A 15,378-nucleotide genomic window follows, 5' to 3' on the forward strand; every position below is an offset into this window, starting at 1 on the left:
GTCGATGCGATCCGATTCGGGCCGCATGGGGTTCCACGTCTTCGAGTCCCCGGGTCGCAACCATCCCGTAGTGCACATCTAGCAGTGTCCGCCTGCCGATCCGGCAGTCGTGCACCGCACCTCCGAGATCCTCTCCTGCAGCGATTCTGCGCAGGCGAGAGGCAGCGGGGTGTGAGCAGCTCTGCCCCGCCGTTCCGAGCGGGGGAGCGAAAGGAAACCATCCAGTGACCGACGTCAGCAACTCCGCGTCCACCGACCGCACCACCGAGCTCGGCGCCATGCGCCTGCCCCAGCTGCAGGCACTCGCCTCGTCGCTCGGCATCAGCGGTCTCTCCAAGCTCCGCAAGGGCGACCTCGTGGCCGCCATCGCCGCGACCGAGGCCAGCGCCTCGACCGGCACCGTCGAGGCCCCCGCCGTCAGCGAGACCGAGATCCCCGCGGCCGCCGAGAGCATCGACACCGTCGACCCCACGACCGAGGCGGCTCAGCCGACCCTCGACGTGGCACCCGCCGCCGAGGCGCCCGCCGTCGAGGCTCCGTCGTCCGTCGCCGTCGAGGCTCCGGCCGCTCAGGCACCCGCCGCCAAGCGTCGCGGTTCGCGTCGTGCGTCGTCAGCCGCCGGCGCCCCCGCTCAGCGCGGGGCCGTCGACCACGTGAACGCCACCGAGACCGGCACCGAGCCGATCGTCGAGAGCACCGAGGCTCCCGTCGAGACCGCCCCCGCCGTCTCGGGCGCCGACCAGGCATCGTCCGCGACCGCAGCCGCGGCGACCACCGCCGAGTCGAGCGCGGCGCCCGCCGTCGCAGCCGACGAGACCCCCGCCGAGCGCCCCACGCGCAGCCGCCGCGGCTCGCGTCGCGCGACCGACGCCAGCGTGGCCGCCGCGCAGGCCCCCCAGCAGGACGACGCAGCGCAGGCTCCCGGCAGCGCCCCCGAGGCCGGCACCGCCGCGCAGGGCGTCACGGACGGCGCCGAGCAGCAGAGCGGTGCCGAGCAGCAGGGCTCCGACGAGCAGGGCGGCGACCAGCAGAACGGTCAGCAGGGCGGCGGGCGTCGCAGCCGCAACCGCAACCGCGGCGACCGGAAGAACGGCCAGAACGGCCAGCAGAACGGTCAGAACGCTCAGGGTGGTCAGCAGAACGGCCAGAACGGCCAGGCCGACGCCCCTCGCGTCGACGAGCAGCCCAAGCAGAACGGCGCCGACAAGAACGACGGTGCACGGGGCGACCAGCAGTCCGCGGGCGCTCAGGGCAACGGGCCCCAGGGCAACGGCCAGCAGAACGACGAGGGCGGCCGTCAGGGCCGTGGTCGTCAGCGTGATCGCAAGCGCGGTCGCGGCGCCACGCAGAACGACGAGTTCGAGCCCGAGATCACCGAGGACGACGTCCTGATCCCCGTCGCGGGCATCCTCGACGTCCTCGAGAACTACGCGTTCGTCCGCACGACGGGCTACCTGCCCGGCGCCAGCGACGTCTACGTGTCGCTCGGTCAGGTCAAGAAGTACTTCCTCCGCAAGGGCGACGCGGTCGTCGGCGCCATCCGCCAGCCCCGTGAGGGCGAGCAGGGTCAGGGCCGTCAGAAGTACAACGCCATCGTGCGCATCGACTCGATCAACGGCCAGCCCGTCGAGGAGGCCGCCAAGCGCGTCGAGTTCAACAAGCTGACGCCGCTCTACCCGCAGGAGCGCCTCCGTCTCGAGACCGAGCCGCAGAAGCTGTCGACGCGCATCATCGACCTCGTCGCGCCCATCGGCAAGGGTCAGCGCGGTCTGATCGTCTCGCCGCCCAAGGCCGGCAAGACGCTCGTGCTGCAGGCGATCGCCAACTCGATCGCGAAGAACAACCCCGAGGTCCACCTCATGGTCGTGCTCGTCGACGAGCGCCCCGAAGAGGTCACCGACATGCAGCGGACGGTCAAGGGCGAGGTCATCGCGTCGACGTTCGACCGACCCGCCGAAGACCACACGACGGTCGCCGAGCTGGCCATCGAGCGTGCCAAGCGCCTCGTCGAGCTGGGTCACGACGTGGTCGTGCTCCTCGACTCGATCACGCGTCTGGGTCGTGCCTACAACCTGTCGGCCCCGGCCTCTGGTCGCGTTCTCTCGGGCGGCGTCGACTCGTCGGCCCTCTACCCGCCGAAGCGCTTCTTCGGTGCCGCTCGCAACATCGAGAACGGCGGCTCGCTCACCATCCTCGCGACCGCGCTCGTCGAGACCGGTTCCAAGATGGACGAGGTGATCTTCGAGGAGTTCAAGGGCACCGGCAACATGGAGCTCCGCCTGTCGCGTCACCTGGCCGACAAGCGCATCTTCCCGGCCGTCGACGTCAACGCGTCCGGCACCCGCCGTGAAGAGATGCTCCTCAGCCCCGAGGAGGTCAAGATCACCTGGCGTCTGCGCCGCGCCCTCGCCGGTCTCGACCAGCAGAAGGCCCTCGAGATCGTGCTCGGCAACCTCCGCGAGACGCAGAGCAACGTCGAGTTCCTCGTGCAGGTCCAGAAGTCGGTCCCGGCGAACGGCCACGACAACGGCCACAAGGAGCACTAACAGTGTTCGAGTCGGTGGCGGTGCTGCTGGCCGAGCACGACGCTCTGCAGACCCAGCTCAGTGATCCCGCCGTCCACGCCGATGCGGCGCGGGCCAAGAAGATCAACCGGCGCTACGCCGAGCTCAGTCGGATCGTGGCGGCGCACACGGCCTGGCAGCAGGCCGGCGACGACCTCGAGGCGGCGCGCGAGCTCGCCAAAGAGGACGCCGCCTTCGCGGACGAGGTGCCGGCCCTCGAGCAGGGGCTCGACGAGGCTCAAGAGCGCTTGAGGCGCCTCCTGATCCCTCGCGACCCCGACGACGGTCGCGACGTGATCATGGAGATCAAGGGCGGCGAAGGAGGCGCGGAGAGCGCTCTGTTCGCCGCCGACCTCCTGCGCATGTACCTGCACTTCGCCGAATCGCGCGGTTGGAAGACCGAGATGATCCAGAGCGACGACTCCGACCTGGGCGGCTACAAGAACGTGCAGATCGCGATCAAGTCGAACGCGAGCGACCCCTCGCAGGGCGTGTGGGCGCACCTGAAGTACGAAGGCGGCGTGCACCGCGTCCAGCGCGTGCCGGCCACCGAGTCTCAGGGCCGCATCCACACGTCGACCACGGGTGTCCTCGTGTTCCCCGAGGTCGATGCGCCCGAAGAGGTCGACATCAACCAGAACGACCTCAAGATCGACGTGTACCGCTCGAGCGGCCCCGGCGGGCAGTCGGTCAACACGACCGACTCCGCCGTCCGCATCACCCACCTGCCGACGGGCATCGTCGTGGCGATGCAGAACGAGAAGAGCCAGCTGCAGAACCGCGAGGCCGGCATGCGCGTCCTCCGGGCCCGCATCCTGGCGCGCCAGCAGGAGGAGCAGGCGGCGATCGCCTCCGACGCCCGCAAGAGCCAGATCCGGGGGATGGACCGCTCCGAGCGGATCCGCACCTACAACTTCCCCGAGAACCGCATCGCCGATCACCGCACCGGGTACAAGGCCTACAACCTCGACGCCGTCATGGACGGCGCTCTCGGGGCGGTCGTCGACTCGTGCATCCAGGCCGACGAGGAGGCCCGACTGGCCGAGATCGGCGACACCGCGTCGTGAGCGACACCGTCTCGGGCGCCTTCGCGACCGTGAGCACCGTCGACGCGGCCCTGGCGGCCGCCGAGACGGTCCTCACGGCGGCGGGTGTCCCGAGCCCCGCCGTCGACGCCGAGCTGCTCGTCGCTCACGTCATGGATCTGGGTCGCGGGGTCGTCCGGGCCAAGGCGGTGACACGGGCGCCCCTGGCGGAGGACGTCGTCGACGCACTCGCCGCGCTCGTCGGGCGCCGCGCCTCCCGCGAGCCCCTGCAGCACATCACGGGCACCGCCGCGTTCCGGGGGATGACCCTCGCGGTCGGGCCCGGCGTGTTCGTTCCCCGCCCCGAGACGGAGGGCGTCGCGCAGATCGCCATCGACGCGCTCCGCGCGGTCGCGTCCCCCCAGCCGATCGCCGTCGATCTCGGCACCGGCAGCGGGGCGCTCGCTCTCGCGCTCGCCACCGAGGTGCCGCACTCCCTCGTCTCGGCGGTCGAGCTGTCGCCCGAGGCAGCCGTCTGGACCCGCCGCAACATCGCCTCCGTCGGCGCCGAGAACATCCGACTCGTGGAGGGGGATCTCGCCGACGCGCTGCCCGAGCTCGACGGCTCGGTCGACGTCGTGGTCTCCAACCCGCCCTATGTGCCGCTCGGCATGATCCCGCGCGACCCCGAGGTGCGCCTGCACGATCCGGCGCTCGCGCTCTACGGGGGCGACGACGGGCTCGTCGTGGTCCGCTCGCTCTCGCTCACGGCACGTCGCCTGCTGCGACCCGGGGGAGTCCTCGTGATCGAGCACGGCGAACTCCAAGGAGGCGCGATCCGGGCGATCCTGCAGGCCGACGGATGGCGCGGGGCCACCACCACGACCGACCTCACGGGGCGCGACCGCGCGACCACGGCGGTGCGCTGAGCGGGCTCTGCGGTCCGTCGCACTACTATCGACAGGTCATGGCCTCTCTCTACGACTGCTCCGTCGACTCCGAACTGCTCGCCGGCATGCGCTTCGCGCGCGCCGCCATCGGGCGCGGTGAGCTCGTCGTCCTGCCCACCGACACGGTCTACGGCGTCGGCGCCGACGCGTTCGACCCCGCCGCGGTCCAGCGCCTGCTCGACGCGAAGGGTCGCGGGCGTCAGTCGCCGCCGCCCGTGCTGATCAAGGGGCTCGACACGCTCGCGGCCCTCACCGAGTCCGTCCCCGACGTCGTGCGGCCGCTGCTCGACGAGTTCTGGCCCGGGCCGCTGACGGTCATCTTCCGCGCGCAGCCCTCCCTCACCTGGGACCTCGGCGAGACCCGAGGCACCGTCGCCCTGCGCATGCCGAGTCACCCGCTGGCCCTCGAGCTGCTCGAAGAGACCGGCCCGCTGGCCGTCTCGAGCGCGAACCTCACGGGTCGGCCCGCGGCGACGACGGCGGCCGATGCCCGCGACATGCTCGGCGACTCGGTCTCCGTCTACCTCGACGCCGCCACCGTCGGATCGGACTACGAGCGGCGCCCGGGGGCGAACACCGGCTCGACGATCGTCGATGCGACCGCCGCCGAAGACGGCGTCCTCCGGATCGTCCGGCACGGCGTGCTCGCCGACACCGAGATCACGCGCGTCGTCGGAGTCGACGCGATCGCGTGAGGTACTACCTGCTCGCGATGGCCATCGCGGCGGCGGTCAGCTTCGTCATGTCGGTGGTGGCCTGGCGGGTCGGCCTCAAGTACAAGATCTATCCCACCATCCGCGAACGCGACGTCCACAAGACGCCGACCCCTCGACTCGGCGGCGTCGCGATGTACGCCGGCGTGGTCGTGGCGCTGCTCTCCGCCTGGCTGATCTTCCCGCTCATCTCCGGTGTCGACTACTTCCGCCTCGTGTTCGCCGACGCCGGTCCGCCGCTGGCGATCATCGCGGCGGCGACGATCATCGTCGTCATCGGCGTGGTCGACGACCTCTACGACCTCGACTGGATGACGAAGCTCGCCGGGCAGATCATCGCAGCGGGGGTCCTGGCCTGGCAGGGCGTCCAGCTGGTCTCGCTTCCCCTCGGCGGCAGCCTGGCCATCGGCTCGCCCTACATGTCGCTCATCCTCACCATCCTCGCGGTGGTGCTCGTGATGAACGCCGTCAACTTCATCGACGGACTCGACGGTCTGGTCGCCGGGGTGGCCATCGTCGCCAACGGCGTGTTCTTCGTCTACAGCTTCGTCATCTCGATCACCATCGGTCAGACCGAGTACTTCAACCTGGCGGCGCTGATCTCCGCCGTGCTGATCGGCGCCTGCCTCGGCTTCCTGCCGCTGAACTGGCACCCCGCCCGACTCTTCATGGGCGACGCGGGCGCCCTGCTGACGGGGCTCCTCATGGCGACGAGCGCCATCTCGGTGACGGGTCAGATCGACCCGGCGCAGATCTCACGGACGGCGCTCCTGCCGGCCTTCATCCCGATCCTGCTCCCGTTCGCCATCCTCATCGTGCCGCTGCTCGACTTCGGGCTCGCGGTCCTCCGCCGGGTGAGCGCCGGCAAGTCTCCCTTCAGCGCCGATCGGAAGCATCTGCACCACCGCCTCCTCGACATGGGCCACTCGCATTTCCAGGCCGTCCTGATCTTCTACGCCTGGACGGTCGTCGTCGCCGTCGGCTGCCTGATGTTCCTCTTCGTCAAGCCCACGTACTTCGTCATCGTGTTCCTCTGCGTCGGGCTCGTGGCCTGCACCGCCGCGACGCTCGCGCCGCTCAGCCGACGCAAGCGCGTCGAGATGGCCGTCCAGACGACCCCGCGTGACGATCTCGAGGTCAGCGCATCCGGTCGCTTCGACCCGCTCGACGAAGCGGCCTCCGCGCTCGACCCCGCCGACACCGACACGGCCGCACAGGCCGCCGTCCCGGAACTCTCACCCCCGAAGGAACGACCATGAACGACGCCCGATCGATCTTCGTGCAGGTGCTGCGCTACACGGCCGTGCTGGCCCTCGTCATCGCCGTCGTCGGAGGAGGCGCGGGTTACCTCGCCGCCGGCACCGACGGCCTGTACAGCGCCCTGCTCGGAACAGCCCTCGCCGTGCTCTTCGCGGGCATCACGGCCGCCAGCATGCTCGTGGCGATCCGCTTCGAGCTCGCCGCCTTCTTCGGCATCGTGATGGGCGCGTGGCTCCTCAAGCTCGTCATCTTCATCGTCCTCCTCGTGCTCGTGCGCGATCAGCCGTTCGTGGACGACGTGGTGCTGTTCCTGTCGCTCGTCGTCTCGATCATCGGGACGCTCGCGATCGACGCCCTGGTGGTCGTGAGAGGGCGTCTGTCGCACGTGAGCGACGCGTCGCTGCCCCCGGCGCCACGCGACTGACAGCAGACCCTTGCAGACCTGCCAGCGAACACTGCAGCGGGTGAAATAAGCTCAGCCGATTCGTCTCTGCGGTCCATACCTTGGTAGGGTTATCTCCGTTCCCCGGCCGCGATTCTCTGCGGGTCATCGGATGACAAACCCACCAATCGTCGCGACACTTCAGGGTGCTCGCCCCGACACAGGAGATAGCGCTGATAGCGAACGCTGTGAACCTGCTCTCCGCCGCCGATGCCGGCCACGGAGACGGGGGATTCCACGCCCCGACTCTTGACGAGTTCTTCCCGCCCGCCATCTTCTTCGAGGGCACGCCCTTCGAACTGAACCGCATCATGCTGGTCCGCCTCTTCGCGATCGCCGTCATGCTGCTGCTGTTCTGGCTGGCTCTCCGCAAGGGCCGGCTCATCCCGTCCCGTGGGCAGAGCATCGCCGAACTGGGCCTCGACTTCGTCCGCATCCAGATCGTCGAGGAGATCCTCGGCGAACGACTCGGTCGCAAGTACCTGCCGATCCTGGCCGCGATGTTCTTCGGCATCTTCGCCATGAACATCACCGGCATCATCCCGGGGCTCAACATCGCCGGCACGTCCGTCGTCGCCATGCCGCTGCTGCTGGCCGTCGTCGCGTACATCATGTTCATCTACGCCGGCATCCGCGAGGCGGGTACGGGCACGTTCTTCCGCAACGCGCTCTTCCCGCCCGGTGTCCCGTGGCCGATGTACATCCTGCTGACGCCGATCGAGTTCATCAACATCTTCATCGTGCGTCCGATCTCGCTCGCCCTCCGACTCCTGTTGAACATGATGGTCGGACACCTCCTGCTGGTGCTCTGCTTCGCGGCGACGCACTTCTTCTTCTTCAGCATGAGCGGCGGGTTCATGGCCTTCGGCGCCCTGACCCTCATCGGCGGCTTCGTGATGACCATCGTCGAGATGGCCGTCGCGATCCTGCAGGCCTACGTCTTCACACTCCTCGCCTCGGTCTACATCCAACAGGCTGCGGCGAAAGAACACTAAGAACGACGACGGCGTCCGTCGACCGACGGACACCGCCCAACCGGAAGGAAACACAAGTGGACACCACCACGATCCTCGCTGAGATCAACGGCAACATCGCGACCGTCGGCTACGGCCTCGCTGCGATCGGCCCCGGTATCGGTATCGGCATCGTCGCGGGCAAGACCGTCGAAGCCATGGCTCGTCAGCCCGAGCTCGCCGGCCGCCTCCAGGTCACCATGTTCCTGGGTATCGCATTCACCGAGCTGCTGGGCTTCATCGGCCTCGCCGCCGGCTTCATCTTCTCCTGATCAGTTAGGACGACACACCGATGATCGAGACGATCCTCGCGGCCGAAGGCGGCGCGCCCGAAGGGGCTGCCATCTTCTTCCCCGCCGATTACGACATCCTCTGGTCCCTCGTCGTCTTCGTGGTCATCGCTGCGTTCTTCGGGATCTTCGCGATCCCCAGGTTCCGCAAGATCCTCGACGAGCGCGCCGAGAAGATCGAGGGTGGCATCAAGCACGCCGAGGCCGCTCAGGCCGAGGCCGCCGTGGCCCTCGACGAGTACAAGAAGCAGCTCGCGGACGCTCGGGCCGAGGCTGCGCGCATCCGTGAGGCGGCGCGTGCCGAGGGCAACGAGATCCTCGCCGAGATCAAGCAGCAGGCTCAGGCCGACGCCGATCGCATCACAGCATCTGCACACGCCCAGATCGAGGCCGAGCGCCAGGCCGCCGTGGCCTCCCTCCGGGCCGAGGTCGGATCGCTCGCGATCGACCTCGCGTCGGGTGTCATCGGCGAGTCGCTCAACGACGACGCCAAGGCGTCGGCAGTCGTCGACCGCTTCCTGGCCGACCTCGAAGCCGACCAGAACGCTAAGGCGGGCAGCTGACGATGGGTTCCATGTCCCGAGAGGCCCTCGGGTCGGCACGGTCCGTCCTCTCCGATCTGGGTGGGGCGGCCGACCTGGCCACCGGCGAGCAGCTGCTCGACGCTGGCCGGGTCATCGGCGGCTCGGTGCAGCTGCAGGCCTACTTCGCCGATCCGTCGACAGACGTCGTCGTCAAGAAGCAGCTCGTGGACCGGCTCTTCGGCTCGTTCTCCGAGGCGGCAAGGGCCCTGCTCGTGTCGGTCGTCGGCAGCCGGTGGTCGTCGTCCCGCGATCTGCTCGCCGGCATCGAAGAACTCGGGTTCCGGGTGATCGCACTCAGCGCCCCCGGCGACAGCGGCATCGAGAACGAGCTCTTCGCGTTCGACGCCGTCGTCCGATCCGACGCTCAGCTCGAGCTGGCCATCGGAACCAAGCTCAGCGACGCGTCGTCGAAGGCGGGCCTCGTCCAGCGTCTGCTGGGCGACAAGGCGAGTCCTCAGACGCTCGCCATCGTGTCGCACCTCGTGCGCCAGCCTCGCGGTCGGCGCATCGGCGAGCTGCTCCGCACGGCCGCCGACATCGTCGCCGACCAGTCCGACCAGCTCGTGGCCACCGTGACGAGTGCGACCCGGCTCGACTCGTCGCACGTCGCTCGTCTCGAGGCGGGGCTCGCGCGCCAGTTCGGGCGTAATCTCCGCATCAACCAGGTCATCGACCCGGCCATCATCGGCGGTCTGCGTGTGCAGGTCGGCGACGAGGTCATCGACGGGACCGTCGCTACGAAGCTGAGTCTCCTCCGACTCCAGCTCGCCGGTTAGACGCGACCTCCCCCACACAGACTCGAGGCCTCCTGAAGCCTCGCTACGAATAGGAATCACAATGGCAGACATCAAGATCAGCCCCGATGAGATTCGCGACGCGCTGAAGGACTTCGTCTCGTCGTACGACCCGTCGAAGGCCTCCACCACGGAGGTCGGCCACGTCACGGACGCCGCCGACGGCATCGCGCACGTCGAGGGTCTCCCGGGCGTCATGGCGAACGAGCTCATCCGCTTCGCGGACGGCACCCAGGGCCTCGCCCAGAACCTCGACGAAGACGAGATCGGCGCGATCGTCCTCGGCGAGTTCTCCGGCATCGAAGAGGGCATGGAGGTCACCCGCACGGGAGAGGTCCTCTCGGTCCCCGTCGGTGATGGTTACCTCGGCCGCGTCGTCGACCCGCTCGGCGCCCCGATCGACGGACTCGGCGACATCGCGACCGAGGGTCGTCGTGCTCTCGAGCTCCAGGCTCCCGGCGTCATGCAGCGCAAGTCGGTCCACGAGCCCATGCAGACCGGCATCAAGGCCATCGACGCCATGATCCCCGTCGGCCGCGGCCAGCGTCAGCTGATCATCGGCGACCGCCAGACCGGCAAGACCGCCATCGCCATCGACACCATCATCAACCAGAAGGCGAACTGGGAGTCCGGCGACGAGACCAAGCAGGTGCGCTGCATCTACGTGGCCATCGGTCAGAAGGGCTCGACGATCGCCTCCGTCAAGGGTGCGCTCGAAGAGGCCGGCGCCATGGAGTACACGACCATCGTCGCCGCTCCCGCGTCCGACCCCGCCGGCTTCAAGTACCTGGCGCCGTACACGGGCTCGGCCATCGGTCAGCACTGGATGTACAGCGGCAAGCACGTCCTCATCATCTTCGACGACCTGTCGAAGCAGGCCGAGGCGTACCGCGCCGTGTCGCTCCTGCTGCGTCGCCCGCCGGGCCGCGAGGCGTACCCCGGCGACGTCTTCTACCTGCACTCGCGTCTGCTCGAGCGTTGCGCGAAGCTCTCCGACGAGCTGGGTGCCGGTTCGATGACGGGTCTGCCCATCATCGAGACCAAGGCGAACGATGTGTCGGCGTACATCCCGACCAACGTGATCTCGATCACCGACGGTCAGATCTTCCTGCAGTCCGACCTGTTCAACGCGAACCAGCGCCCCGCCGTCGACGTCGGCATCTCGGTGTCGCGTGTCGGTGGTGACGCTCAGGTCAAGTCGATCAAGAAGGTCTCGGGCACGCTGAAGCTCGAACTGGCGCAGTACCGGTCGCTCGAGGCGTTCGCGATGTTCGCATCCGACCTCGACGCTGCCAGCCGTCGCCAGCTCGCCCGTGGCGCGCGTCTGACCGAGCTGCTCAAGCAGCCGCAGTACTCGCCCTACCCCGTCGAAGAGCAGGTCGTCTCGATCTGGGCCGGTACCAACGGCAAGCTCGACGAGGTCCCCGTCCCCGACATCCTCCGGTTCGAGCGCGAGCTGCTCGACTACATGGGTCGCAACACCGACGTGCTGAGCAGGCTGCGCGACACGAACGTGCTGAGCGACGACATCGTCTCGGCCCTCGACTCGGGCATCGACTCGTTCAAGCAGGAGTTCCAGACGGGTGAGGGCAAGCCCCTCGCCTCCGTCGGGCGCGAAGAGTTCACGGCCACCGACGCCGACGACGTCAACCAGGAGAAGATCGTCAAGACGAAGCGCTGACGCGCTCTTCGACGATCACGACTGACGAGACAACAGGAGAACAATGGGAGCCCAACTCAGGGTCTACCGACAGAGGATCCGCTCGGCGCAGACGACCAAGAAGGTCACGCGCGCCATGGAGCTCATCTCCGCGTCGCGCATCCAGAAGGCGCAGGCGCGGATGAAGTCCTCGGGTCCGTATTCGCGGGCCATCACGCGGGCGGTGTCGGCCGTGGCGACGTTCTCGGACGTCGATCACATCCTCACCACCGAGCCCGCGACGATCGAGCGCGCTGCGATCGTCGTCTTCACGTCCGACCGTGGTCTCAACGGCGCGTTCAGCTCGAACACGCTGAAGGAGAGCGAGCAGCTCGCCGAGCTGCTGCGCAGCCAGGGCAAGGACGTCGTCTTCTACATCGTCGGTCGGAAGGCTCAGAACTATTTCGCCTTCCGCAAGCGCGATGCGGAGCAGATCTGGACGGGCAACACCGACCAGCCCGAGTTCGCGACGGCGAAGGAGATCGGCGACGCGGTCGTCGGCAAGTTCCTCACCGAGGCGGCCGAGGGCGGTGTCGACGAGATCCACATCGTCTACAACCGCTTCGTGAACATGGTCAGCCAGGTCCCCGAGGTCGTCCGGCTCCTTCCCCTGGAGGTCGTGGAGGGCATCGAAGAGCCTGCTGACGACGAGGTGCTCCCGCTCTACGACTTCGAGCCGGATCCGACGGAGGTGCTGGACGCGCTTCTGCCCGTCTACATCGAGAGCCGCATCTTCAACGCCATGCTGCAGTCCGCGGCTTCCGAGCACGCGGCGCGTCAGAAGGCCATGAAGGCGGCGAGCGACAACGCCGACACCCTCATCCGCGACTTCACCCGTCTGGCGAACAACGCCCGACAGGCCGAGATCACGCAGCAGATCTCCGAGATCGTGGGCGGCGCCGACGCCCTCAGCTCGGCCAAGTAGATCTGCACCCCAGTTTCATCATCCGAAGAGAGAGAAGCCATGACTGACACCGCAACCGCGCCGGTCGCGACCGAGTCGGCTCCCGGCGTCGGGCGAATCGCCCGGGTCACGGGCCCCGTCGTCGACATCGAGTTCCCGCACGACGCCATCCCGGGCGTCTACAACGCGCTCAAGACCACGATCACCATCGGCGACACGACCAGCGAGCTGACGCTCGAGGTCGCGCAGCACCTCGGTGACGACCTCGTCCGCGCCATCGCGCTGAAGCCCACCGACGGTCTCGTCCGTGGCCAGGACGTCACCGACACGGGCGGCCCCATCTCCGTTCCCGTCGGCGACGTCACCAAGGGCAAGGTCTTCAGCGTCACGGGCGACATCCTGAACCTCGAGGGCGACGAGCAGATCGAGATCACGGAGCGCTGGCCGATCCACCGCAAGCCCCCGGCCTTCGACCAGCTCGAGTCGAAGACGCAGCTCTTCGAGACCGGCATCAAGTCCATCGACCTCCTGACCCCGTACGTCCAGGGTGGGAAGATCGGCCTCTTCGGTGGGGCCGGCGTCGGCAAGACCGTCCTCATCCAGGAGATGATCCAGCGCGTCGCACAGGACCACGGTGGAGTCTCCGTGTTCGCCGGTGTCGGTGAGCGGACCCGCGAGGGCAACGACCTCATCGCCGAGATGGAAGAAGCGGGTGTCTTCGACAAGACGGCCCTCGTCTTCGGCCAGATGGACGAGCCGCCGGGAACGCGCCTCCGTGTCGCCCTGTCGGCGCTGACGATGGCGGAGTACTTCCGCGACGTGCAGAAGCAGGACGTCCTGCTCTTCATCGACAACATCTTCCGCTTCACGCAGGCCGGCTCCGAGGTGTCGACCCTCCTCGGTCGCATGCCCTCCGCCGTGGGCTACCAGCCGAACCTCGCCGATGAGATGGGCGTCCTCCAGGAGCGCATCACCTCGACCCGTGGACACTCGATCACGTCGCTGCAGGCCATCTACGTGCCTGCGGACGACTACACCGACCCGGCCCCGGCGACGACCTTCGCGCACCTCGACGCCACGACCGAGCTCTCCCGTGAGATCGCATCGCAGGGTCTGTACCCCGCGATCGACCCGCTGACCTCGACCAGCCGCATCCTCGACCCCCGCTACCTGGGCGATGCTCACTACAACACGGCCATCCGCGTGAAGGCGATCCTCCAGAAGAACAAGGAGCTCCAGGAGATCATCGCGATCCTCGGTGTCGACGAGCTCTCCGAAGAGGACAAGATCACCGTCTCGCGCGCCCGTCGCATCCAGCAGTTCCTCTCGCAGAACACGTACATGGCGAAGAAGTTCACGGGTGTCGAAGGCTCCACCGTGCCTCTGAAAGAGACCATCGAGTCGTTCACGGCCATCGCCGACGGCGAGTTCGACCACGTGGCGACCCAGGCGTTCTTCAACGTCGGCTCGATCTCCGACGTCGAAGAGAAGTGGGCTCAGATCCAGAAGGAGAACGGCTGATCGTGGCTGCTCTCTCAGTGAGCGTCGTCTCGGCCGACCACGAAGTGTGGTCGGGCGAGGCGTCGTCGATCGTCGCTCGCACCGCCGAGGGTGAGATCGGGATCCTCCCGGGTCACGAGCCCATCCTCGCCATCCTGGCCACGGGTCAGGTGCGCGTCCGGTTGTCCGACGGCACGACCGTCGAGGCCACCGCCGACGACGGGTTCCTGTCCGTCGAGAACGACACGGTCACCGTCGTCGCGCGCAACGCGCAGCTCGTCTGACCCGTTCGTCCTCCGCTACACCGTGCTGTTCCTGCTGCCCCCGTCCGAGACGAAACTCGACGGGGGCAGCAGTGCGTCCAGGCTCGAACTCGACGGCCTCGCCTACCCCGGCCTGACCGGCGTGCGTCGTGACGTGATCGGGCGCCTGTCGCTGTTGGCATCCGACGACGTCGCGGCCCTCTCCGCTCTCAAACTCGGCCCCCGGCAGCTTCACGAAGTCGTCCGCGATCGCGAGATCGAGACCTCTCCGACCATGCGCGCACTGAGCCGATACACGGGTGTGCTGTTCGACCCTCTCGATGCCGCGCGCCTGTCTCCGGCCGCCTGGCAATGGGCCCACCGCCACATCCTCGTGCACTCGGCGCTCTTCGGACCGGTGCGTGCCACCGATCTCATCCCCGCGTACCGGCTGTCGCACGACTCCCGACTGCCCGGTGCGTCGCTCCGATCGACCTGGCGCCGACCCGTCTCGGAGGTGCTCGACGACGCCGGCGAATTCGTCGTCGACCTGCGCTCCGAGGGGTACGTCGGGCTCGGGCCCGCGGGCGACCGATCCACCTACATCCGGGTCGTCTCCGACGCAGGCGGTCGTCGGCGGGCGCTGAACCACTTCAACAAGAAGTCGAAGGGGCTTCTCATGGCGGCGCTCCTCGCCAATCGACCGACGCTCGAGACCGCCGTCGACTTCTTCGACTGGTGCCAAGACAACGAGATCGTCGTCGAACCCGGCCACGAGACCCTGCTCGTCGCCGAGACGCTGCTCGAGCGGGAGTCCGTTCAGGTGACCGGCACCGGGCCCTCCCGATAGACGATCCCCTCATGACGGAGCAGCCACTGCTTCGTCTCGACTCCGCTCCCCACCGTGTATCCCGTGACGCCGCCGGTGCGCCCGAGGACGCGATGGCAGGGGATCAGCAGGGGCAGGGGGTTCGCCGCGACGGCCCCGCCGACGGCGCGACCGGCCTGCGGGCTGCCGATCACACCGCCCAGGCGGCCGTAGGTCGTCGTCTCGCCCCACGTGACGTCCGTCAGCGCCGACCATATCGAGCGCTGGAACATCGTGCCGGTCATCCGCAACGGCAGATCGAACCGCCGACGGTGACCGGTGAAGTAGTCGCCGAGCTGACGTCGGGCAGCATGCAGCAGAGCGTCCGGTCGTTCGTCGAGATGATCGTGGGGGAGCGGCCCCGTTCCGGCGACGACGACGCGTTCGACGGCGAAGTGCCGGGTGACGATCTCGATGCGGCCGATGGGGCTGTCCAGTCGGACGAAGCCGACGTCGTCCTCCACGCGGTCGTCGTCCGGTGGGAGCGGAGGCACGAGGACGAGGTCAGGCATGGCGTCACCGTAGGAGGC

Annotated in this window: 16 protein-coding genes; 15 read left to right on the plus strand and 1 reads right to left on the minus strand. The window is 68.3% G+C overall.

Annotation, left to right across the window (positions count from 1 at the left end; genetic code table 11):
• Nucleotides 1-224 precede the first annotated feature (224 nt).
• The 15 genes from rho to SOM11_RS13140 all read left to right on the plus strand — a co-directional run bounded on the left by rho (nt 225) and on the right by SOM11_RS13140 (nt 14,830).
• A complete protein-coding gene (rho, locus tag SOM11_RS13070; RefSeq protein ID WP_320478306.1) occupies nt 225-2,546 on the plus strand; it encodes a transcription termination factor Rho in 2,322 nt (773 codons plus the stop codon).
• A 2-nt stretch (nt 2,547-2,548) separates the two neighbouring features.
• Nucleotides 2,549-3,631: a peptide chain release factor 1 gene (gene prfA, locus SOM11_RS13075; RefSeq protein WP_192058124.1), complete on the plus strand. Its 1,083-nt coding sequence runs from the start codon at nt 2,549-2,551 to the stop codon at nt 3,629-3,631.
• Nucleotides 3,628-4,518, plus strand: a complete 891-nt coding sequence (gene prmC, locus SOM11_RS13080) for a peptide chain release factor N(5)-glutamine methyltransferase (protein WP_414655466.1) — start codon at nt 3,628-3,630, stop codon at nt 4,516-4,518. The genes prfA and prmC overlap by 4 nt, the downstream gene beginning before the upstream one ends.
• 38 nt (nt 4,519-4,556) lie before the next feature.
• Nucleotides 4,557-5,234, plus strand: coding sequence for an L-threonylcarbamoyladenylate synthase (locus SOM11_RS13085; protein ID WP_192058122.1), 678 nt, complete (start codon nt 4,557-4,559; stop codon nt 5,232-5,234).
• A complete protein-coding gene (locus SOM11_RS13090) occupies nt 5,231-6,511 on the plus strand; it encodes an MraY family glycosyltransferase (RefSeq protein ID WP_320478307.1) in 1,281 nt (426 codons plus the stop codon). The genes SOM11_RS13085 and SOM11_RS13090 overlap by 4 nt, the downstream gene beginning before the upstream one ends.
• Nucleotides 6,508-6,936 carry a hypothetical protein gene (locus SOM11_RS13095; protein WP_192058120.1) on the plus strand — a complete coding sequence of 143 codons (429 nt, stop codon included), beginning with the start codon at nt 6,508-6,510 and terminating at the stop codon, nt 6,934-6,936. The genes SOM11_RS13090 and SOM11_RS13095 overlap by 4 nt, the downstream gene beginning before the upstream one ends.
• Before the next feature lie 206 nt (nt 6,937-7,142).
• Complete coding sequence (gene atpB / locus SOM11_RS13100; protein ID WP_192058118.1) at nt 7,143-7,949, plus strand: F0F1 ATP synthase subunit A; 807 nt, start codon at nt 7,143-7,145, stop codon at nt 7,947-7,949.
• A gap of 56 nt (nt 7,950-8,005) precedes the next feature.
• Complete coding sequence (gene atpE / locus SOM11_RS13105; RefSeq protein WP_043594505.1) at nt 8,006-8,239, plus strand: ATP synthase F0 subunit C; 234 nt, start codon at nt 8,006-8,008, stop codon at nt 8,237-8,239.
• A 20-nt stretch (nt 8,240-8,259) separates the two neighbouring features.
• Nucleotides 8,260-8,820 (plus strand): F0F1 ATP synthase subunit B, encoded by a 561-nt coding sequence (locus tag SOM11_RS13110; RefSeq protein ID WP_192058115.1) that lies wholly within the window; start codon nt 8,260-8,262, stop codon nt 8,818-8,820.
• Between the two features lie 2 nt (nt 8,821-8,822).
• Nucleotides 8,823-9,617, plus strand: a complete 795-nt coding sequence (locus SOM11_RS13115; RefSeq protein ID WP_192058113.1) for a F0F1 ATP synthase subunit delta — start codon at nt 8,823-8,825, stop codon at nt 9,615-9,617.
• 61 nt (nt 9,618-9,678) lie between these two features.
• Nucleotides 9,679-11,316, plus strand: a complete 1,638-nt coding sequence (gene atpA, locus SOM11_RS13120) for a F0F1 ATP synthase subunit alpha (protein ID WP_320478308.1) — start codon at nt 9,679-9,681, stop codon at nt 11,314-11,316.
• A gap of 43 nt (nt 11,317-11,359) precedes the next feature.
• On the plus strand, nt 11,360-12,259 hold the full coding sequence (locus SOM11_RS13125) for a F0F1 ATP synthase subunit gamma (RefSeq protein WP_192058110.1): 900 nt from the start codon (nt 11,360-11,362) through the stop codon (nt 12,257-12,259).
• Nucleotides 12,260-12,298: 39 nt separating this feature from the next.
• On the plus strand, nt 12,299-13,759 hold the full coding sequence (gene atpD / locus SOM11_RS13130; protein WP_192058108.1) for a F0F1 ATP synthase subunit beta: 1,461 nt from the start codon (nt 12,299-12,301) through the stop codon (nt 13,757-13,759).
• 2 nt (nt 13,760-13,761) lie between these two features.
• Nucleotides 13,762-14,022: a F0F1 ATP synthase subunit epsilon gene (locus tag SOM11_RS13135; RefSeq protein WP_192058106.1), complete on the plus strand. Its 261-nt coding sequence runs from the start codon at nt 13,762-13,764 to the stop codon at nt 14,020-14,022.
• 22 nt (nt 14,023-14,044) lie between these two features.
• A complete protein-coding gene (locus SOM11_RS13140) occupies nt 14,045-14,830 on the plus strand; it encodes a YaaA family protein (RefSeq protein WP_320478309.1) in 786 nt (261 codons plus the stop codon).
• On the opposite strand, the gene SOM11_RS13145 is transcribed toward SOM11_RS13140, so the two are convergent.
• Complete coding sequence (locus tag SOM11_RS13145; RefSeq protein ID WP_192058103.1) at nt 14,800-15,360, minus strand: methylated-DNA--[protein]-cysteine S-methyltransferase; 561 nt, start codon at nt 15,358-15,360, stop codon at nt 14,800-14,802. The genes SOM11_RS13140 and SOM11_RS13145 overlap by 31 nt on opposite strands.
• Nucleotides 15,361-15,378 lie beyond the last annotated feature (18 nt).

Origin of the sequence: Frigoribacterium sp. CFBP9029, assembly GCF_034045305.1 — a bacterium.
GTDB lineage: Bacteria > Actinomycetota > Actinomycetes > Actinomycetales > Microbacteriaceae > Frigoribacterium.

What these genes read in the sequence shown, in the direction of transcription:
- atpD (WP_192058108.1), top strand. Translation starts at nt 12,299, where the DNA reads ATGACTGACACCGCAACCGCGCCGGTCGCGACCGAGTCGGCTCCCGGC.
- SOM11_RS13115 (WP_192058113.1), top strand. Translation starts at nt 8,823, where the DNA reads ATGGGTTCCATGTCCCGAGAGGCCCTCGGGTCGGCACGGTCCGTCCTC.
- SOM11_RS13095 (WP_192058120.1), top strand. Translation starts at nt 6,508, where the DNA reads ATGAACGACGCCCGATCGATCTTCGTGCAGGTGCTGCGCTACACGGCC.
- SOM11_RS13145 (WP_192058103.1), bottom strand. Translation starts at nt 15,360, where the DNA reads ATGCCTGACCTCGTCCTCGTGCCTCCGCTCCCACCGGACGACGACCGC.
- SOM11_RS13125 (WP_192058110.1), top strand. Translation starts at nt 11,360, where the DNA reads ATGGGAGCCCAACTCAGGGTCTACCGACAGAGGATCCGCTCGGCGCAG.
- SOM11_RS13110 (WP_192058115.1), top strand. Translation starts at nt 8,260, where the DNA reads ATGATCGAGACGATCCTCGCGGCCGAAGGCGGCGCGCCCGAAGGGGCT.
- atpA (WP_320478308.1), top strand. Translation starts at nt 9,679, where the DNA reads ATGGCAGACATCAAGATCAGCCCCGATGAGATTCGCGACGCGCTGAAG.
- SOM11_RS13085 (WP_192058122.1), top strand. Translation starts at nt 4,557, where the DNA reads ATGGCCTCTCTCTACGACTGCTCCGTCGACTCCGAACTGCTCGCCGGC.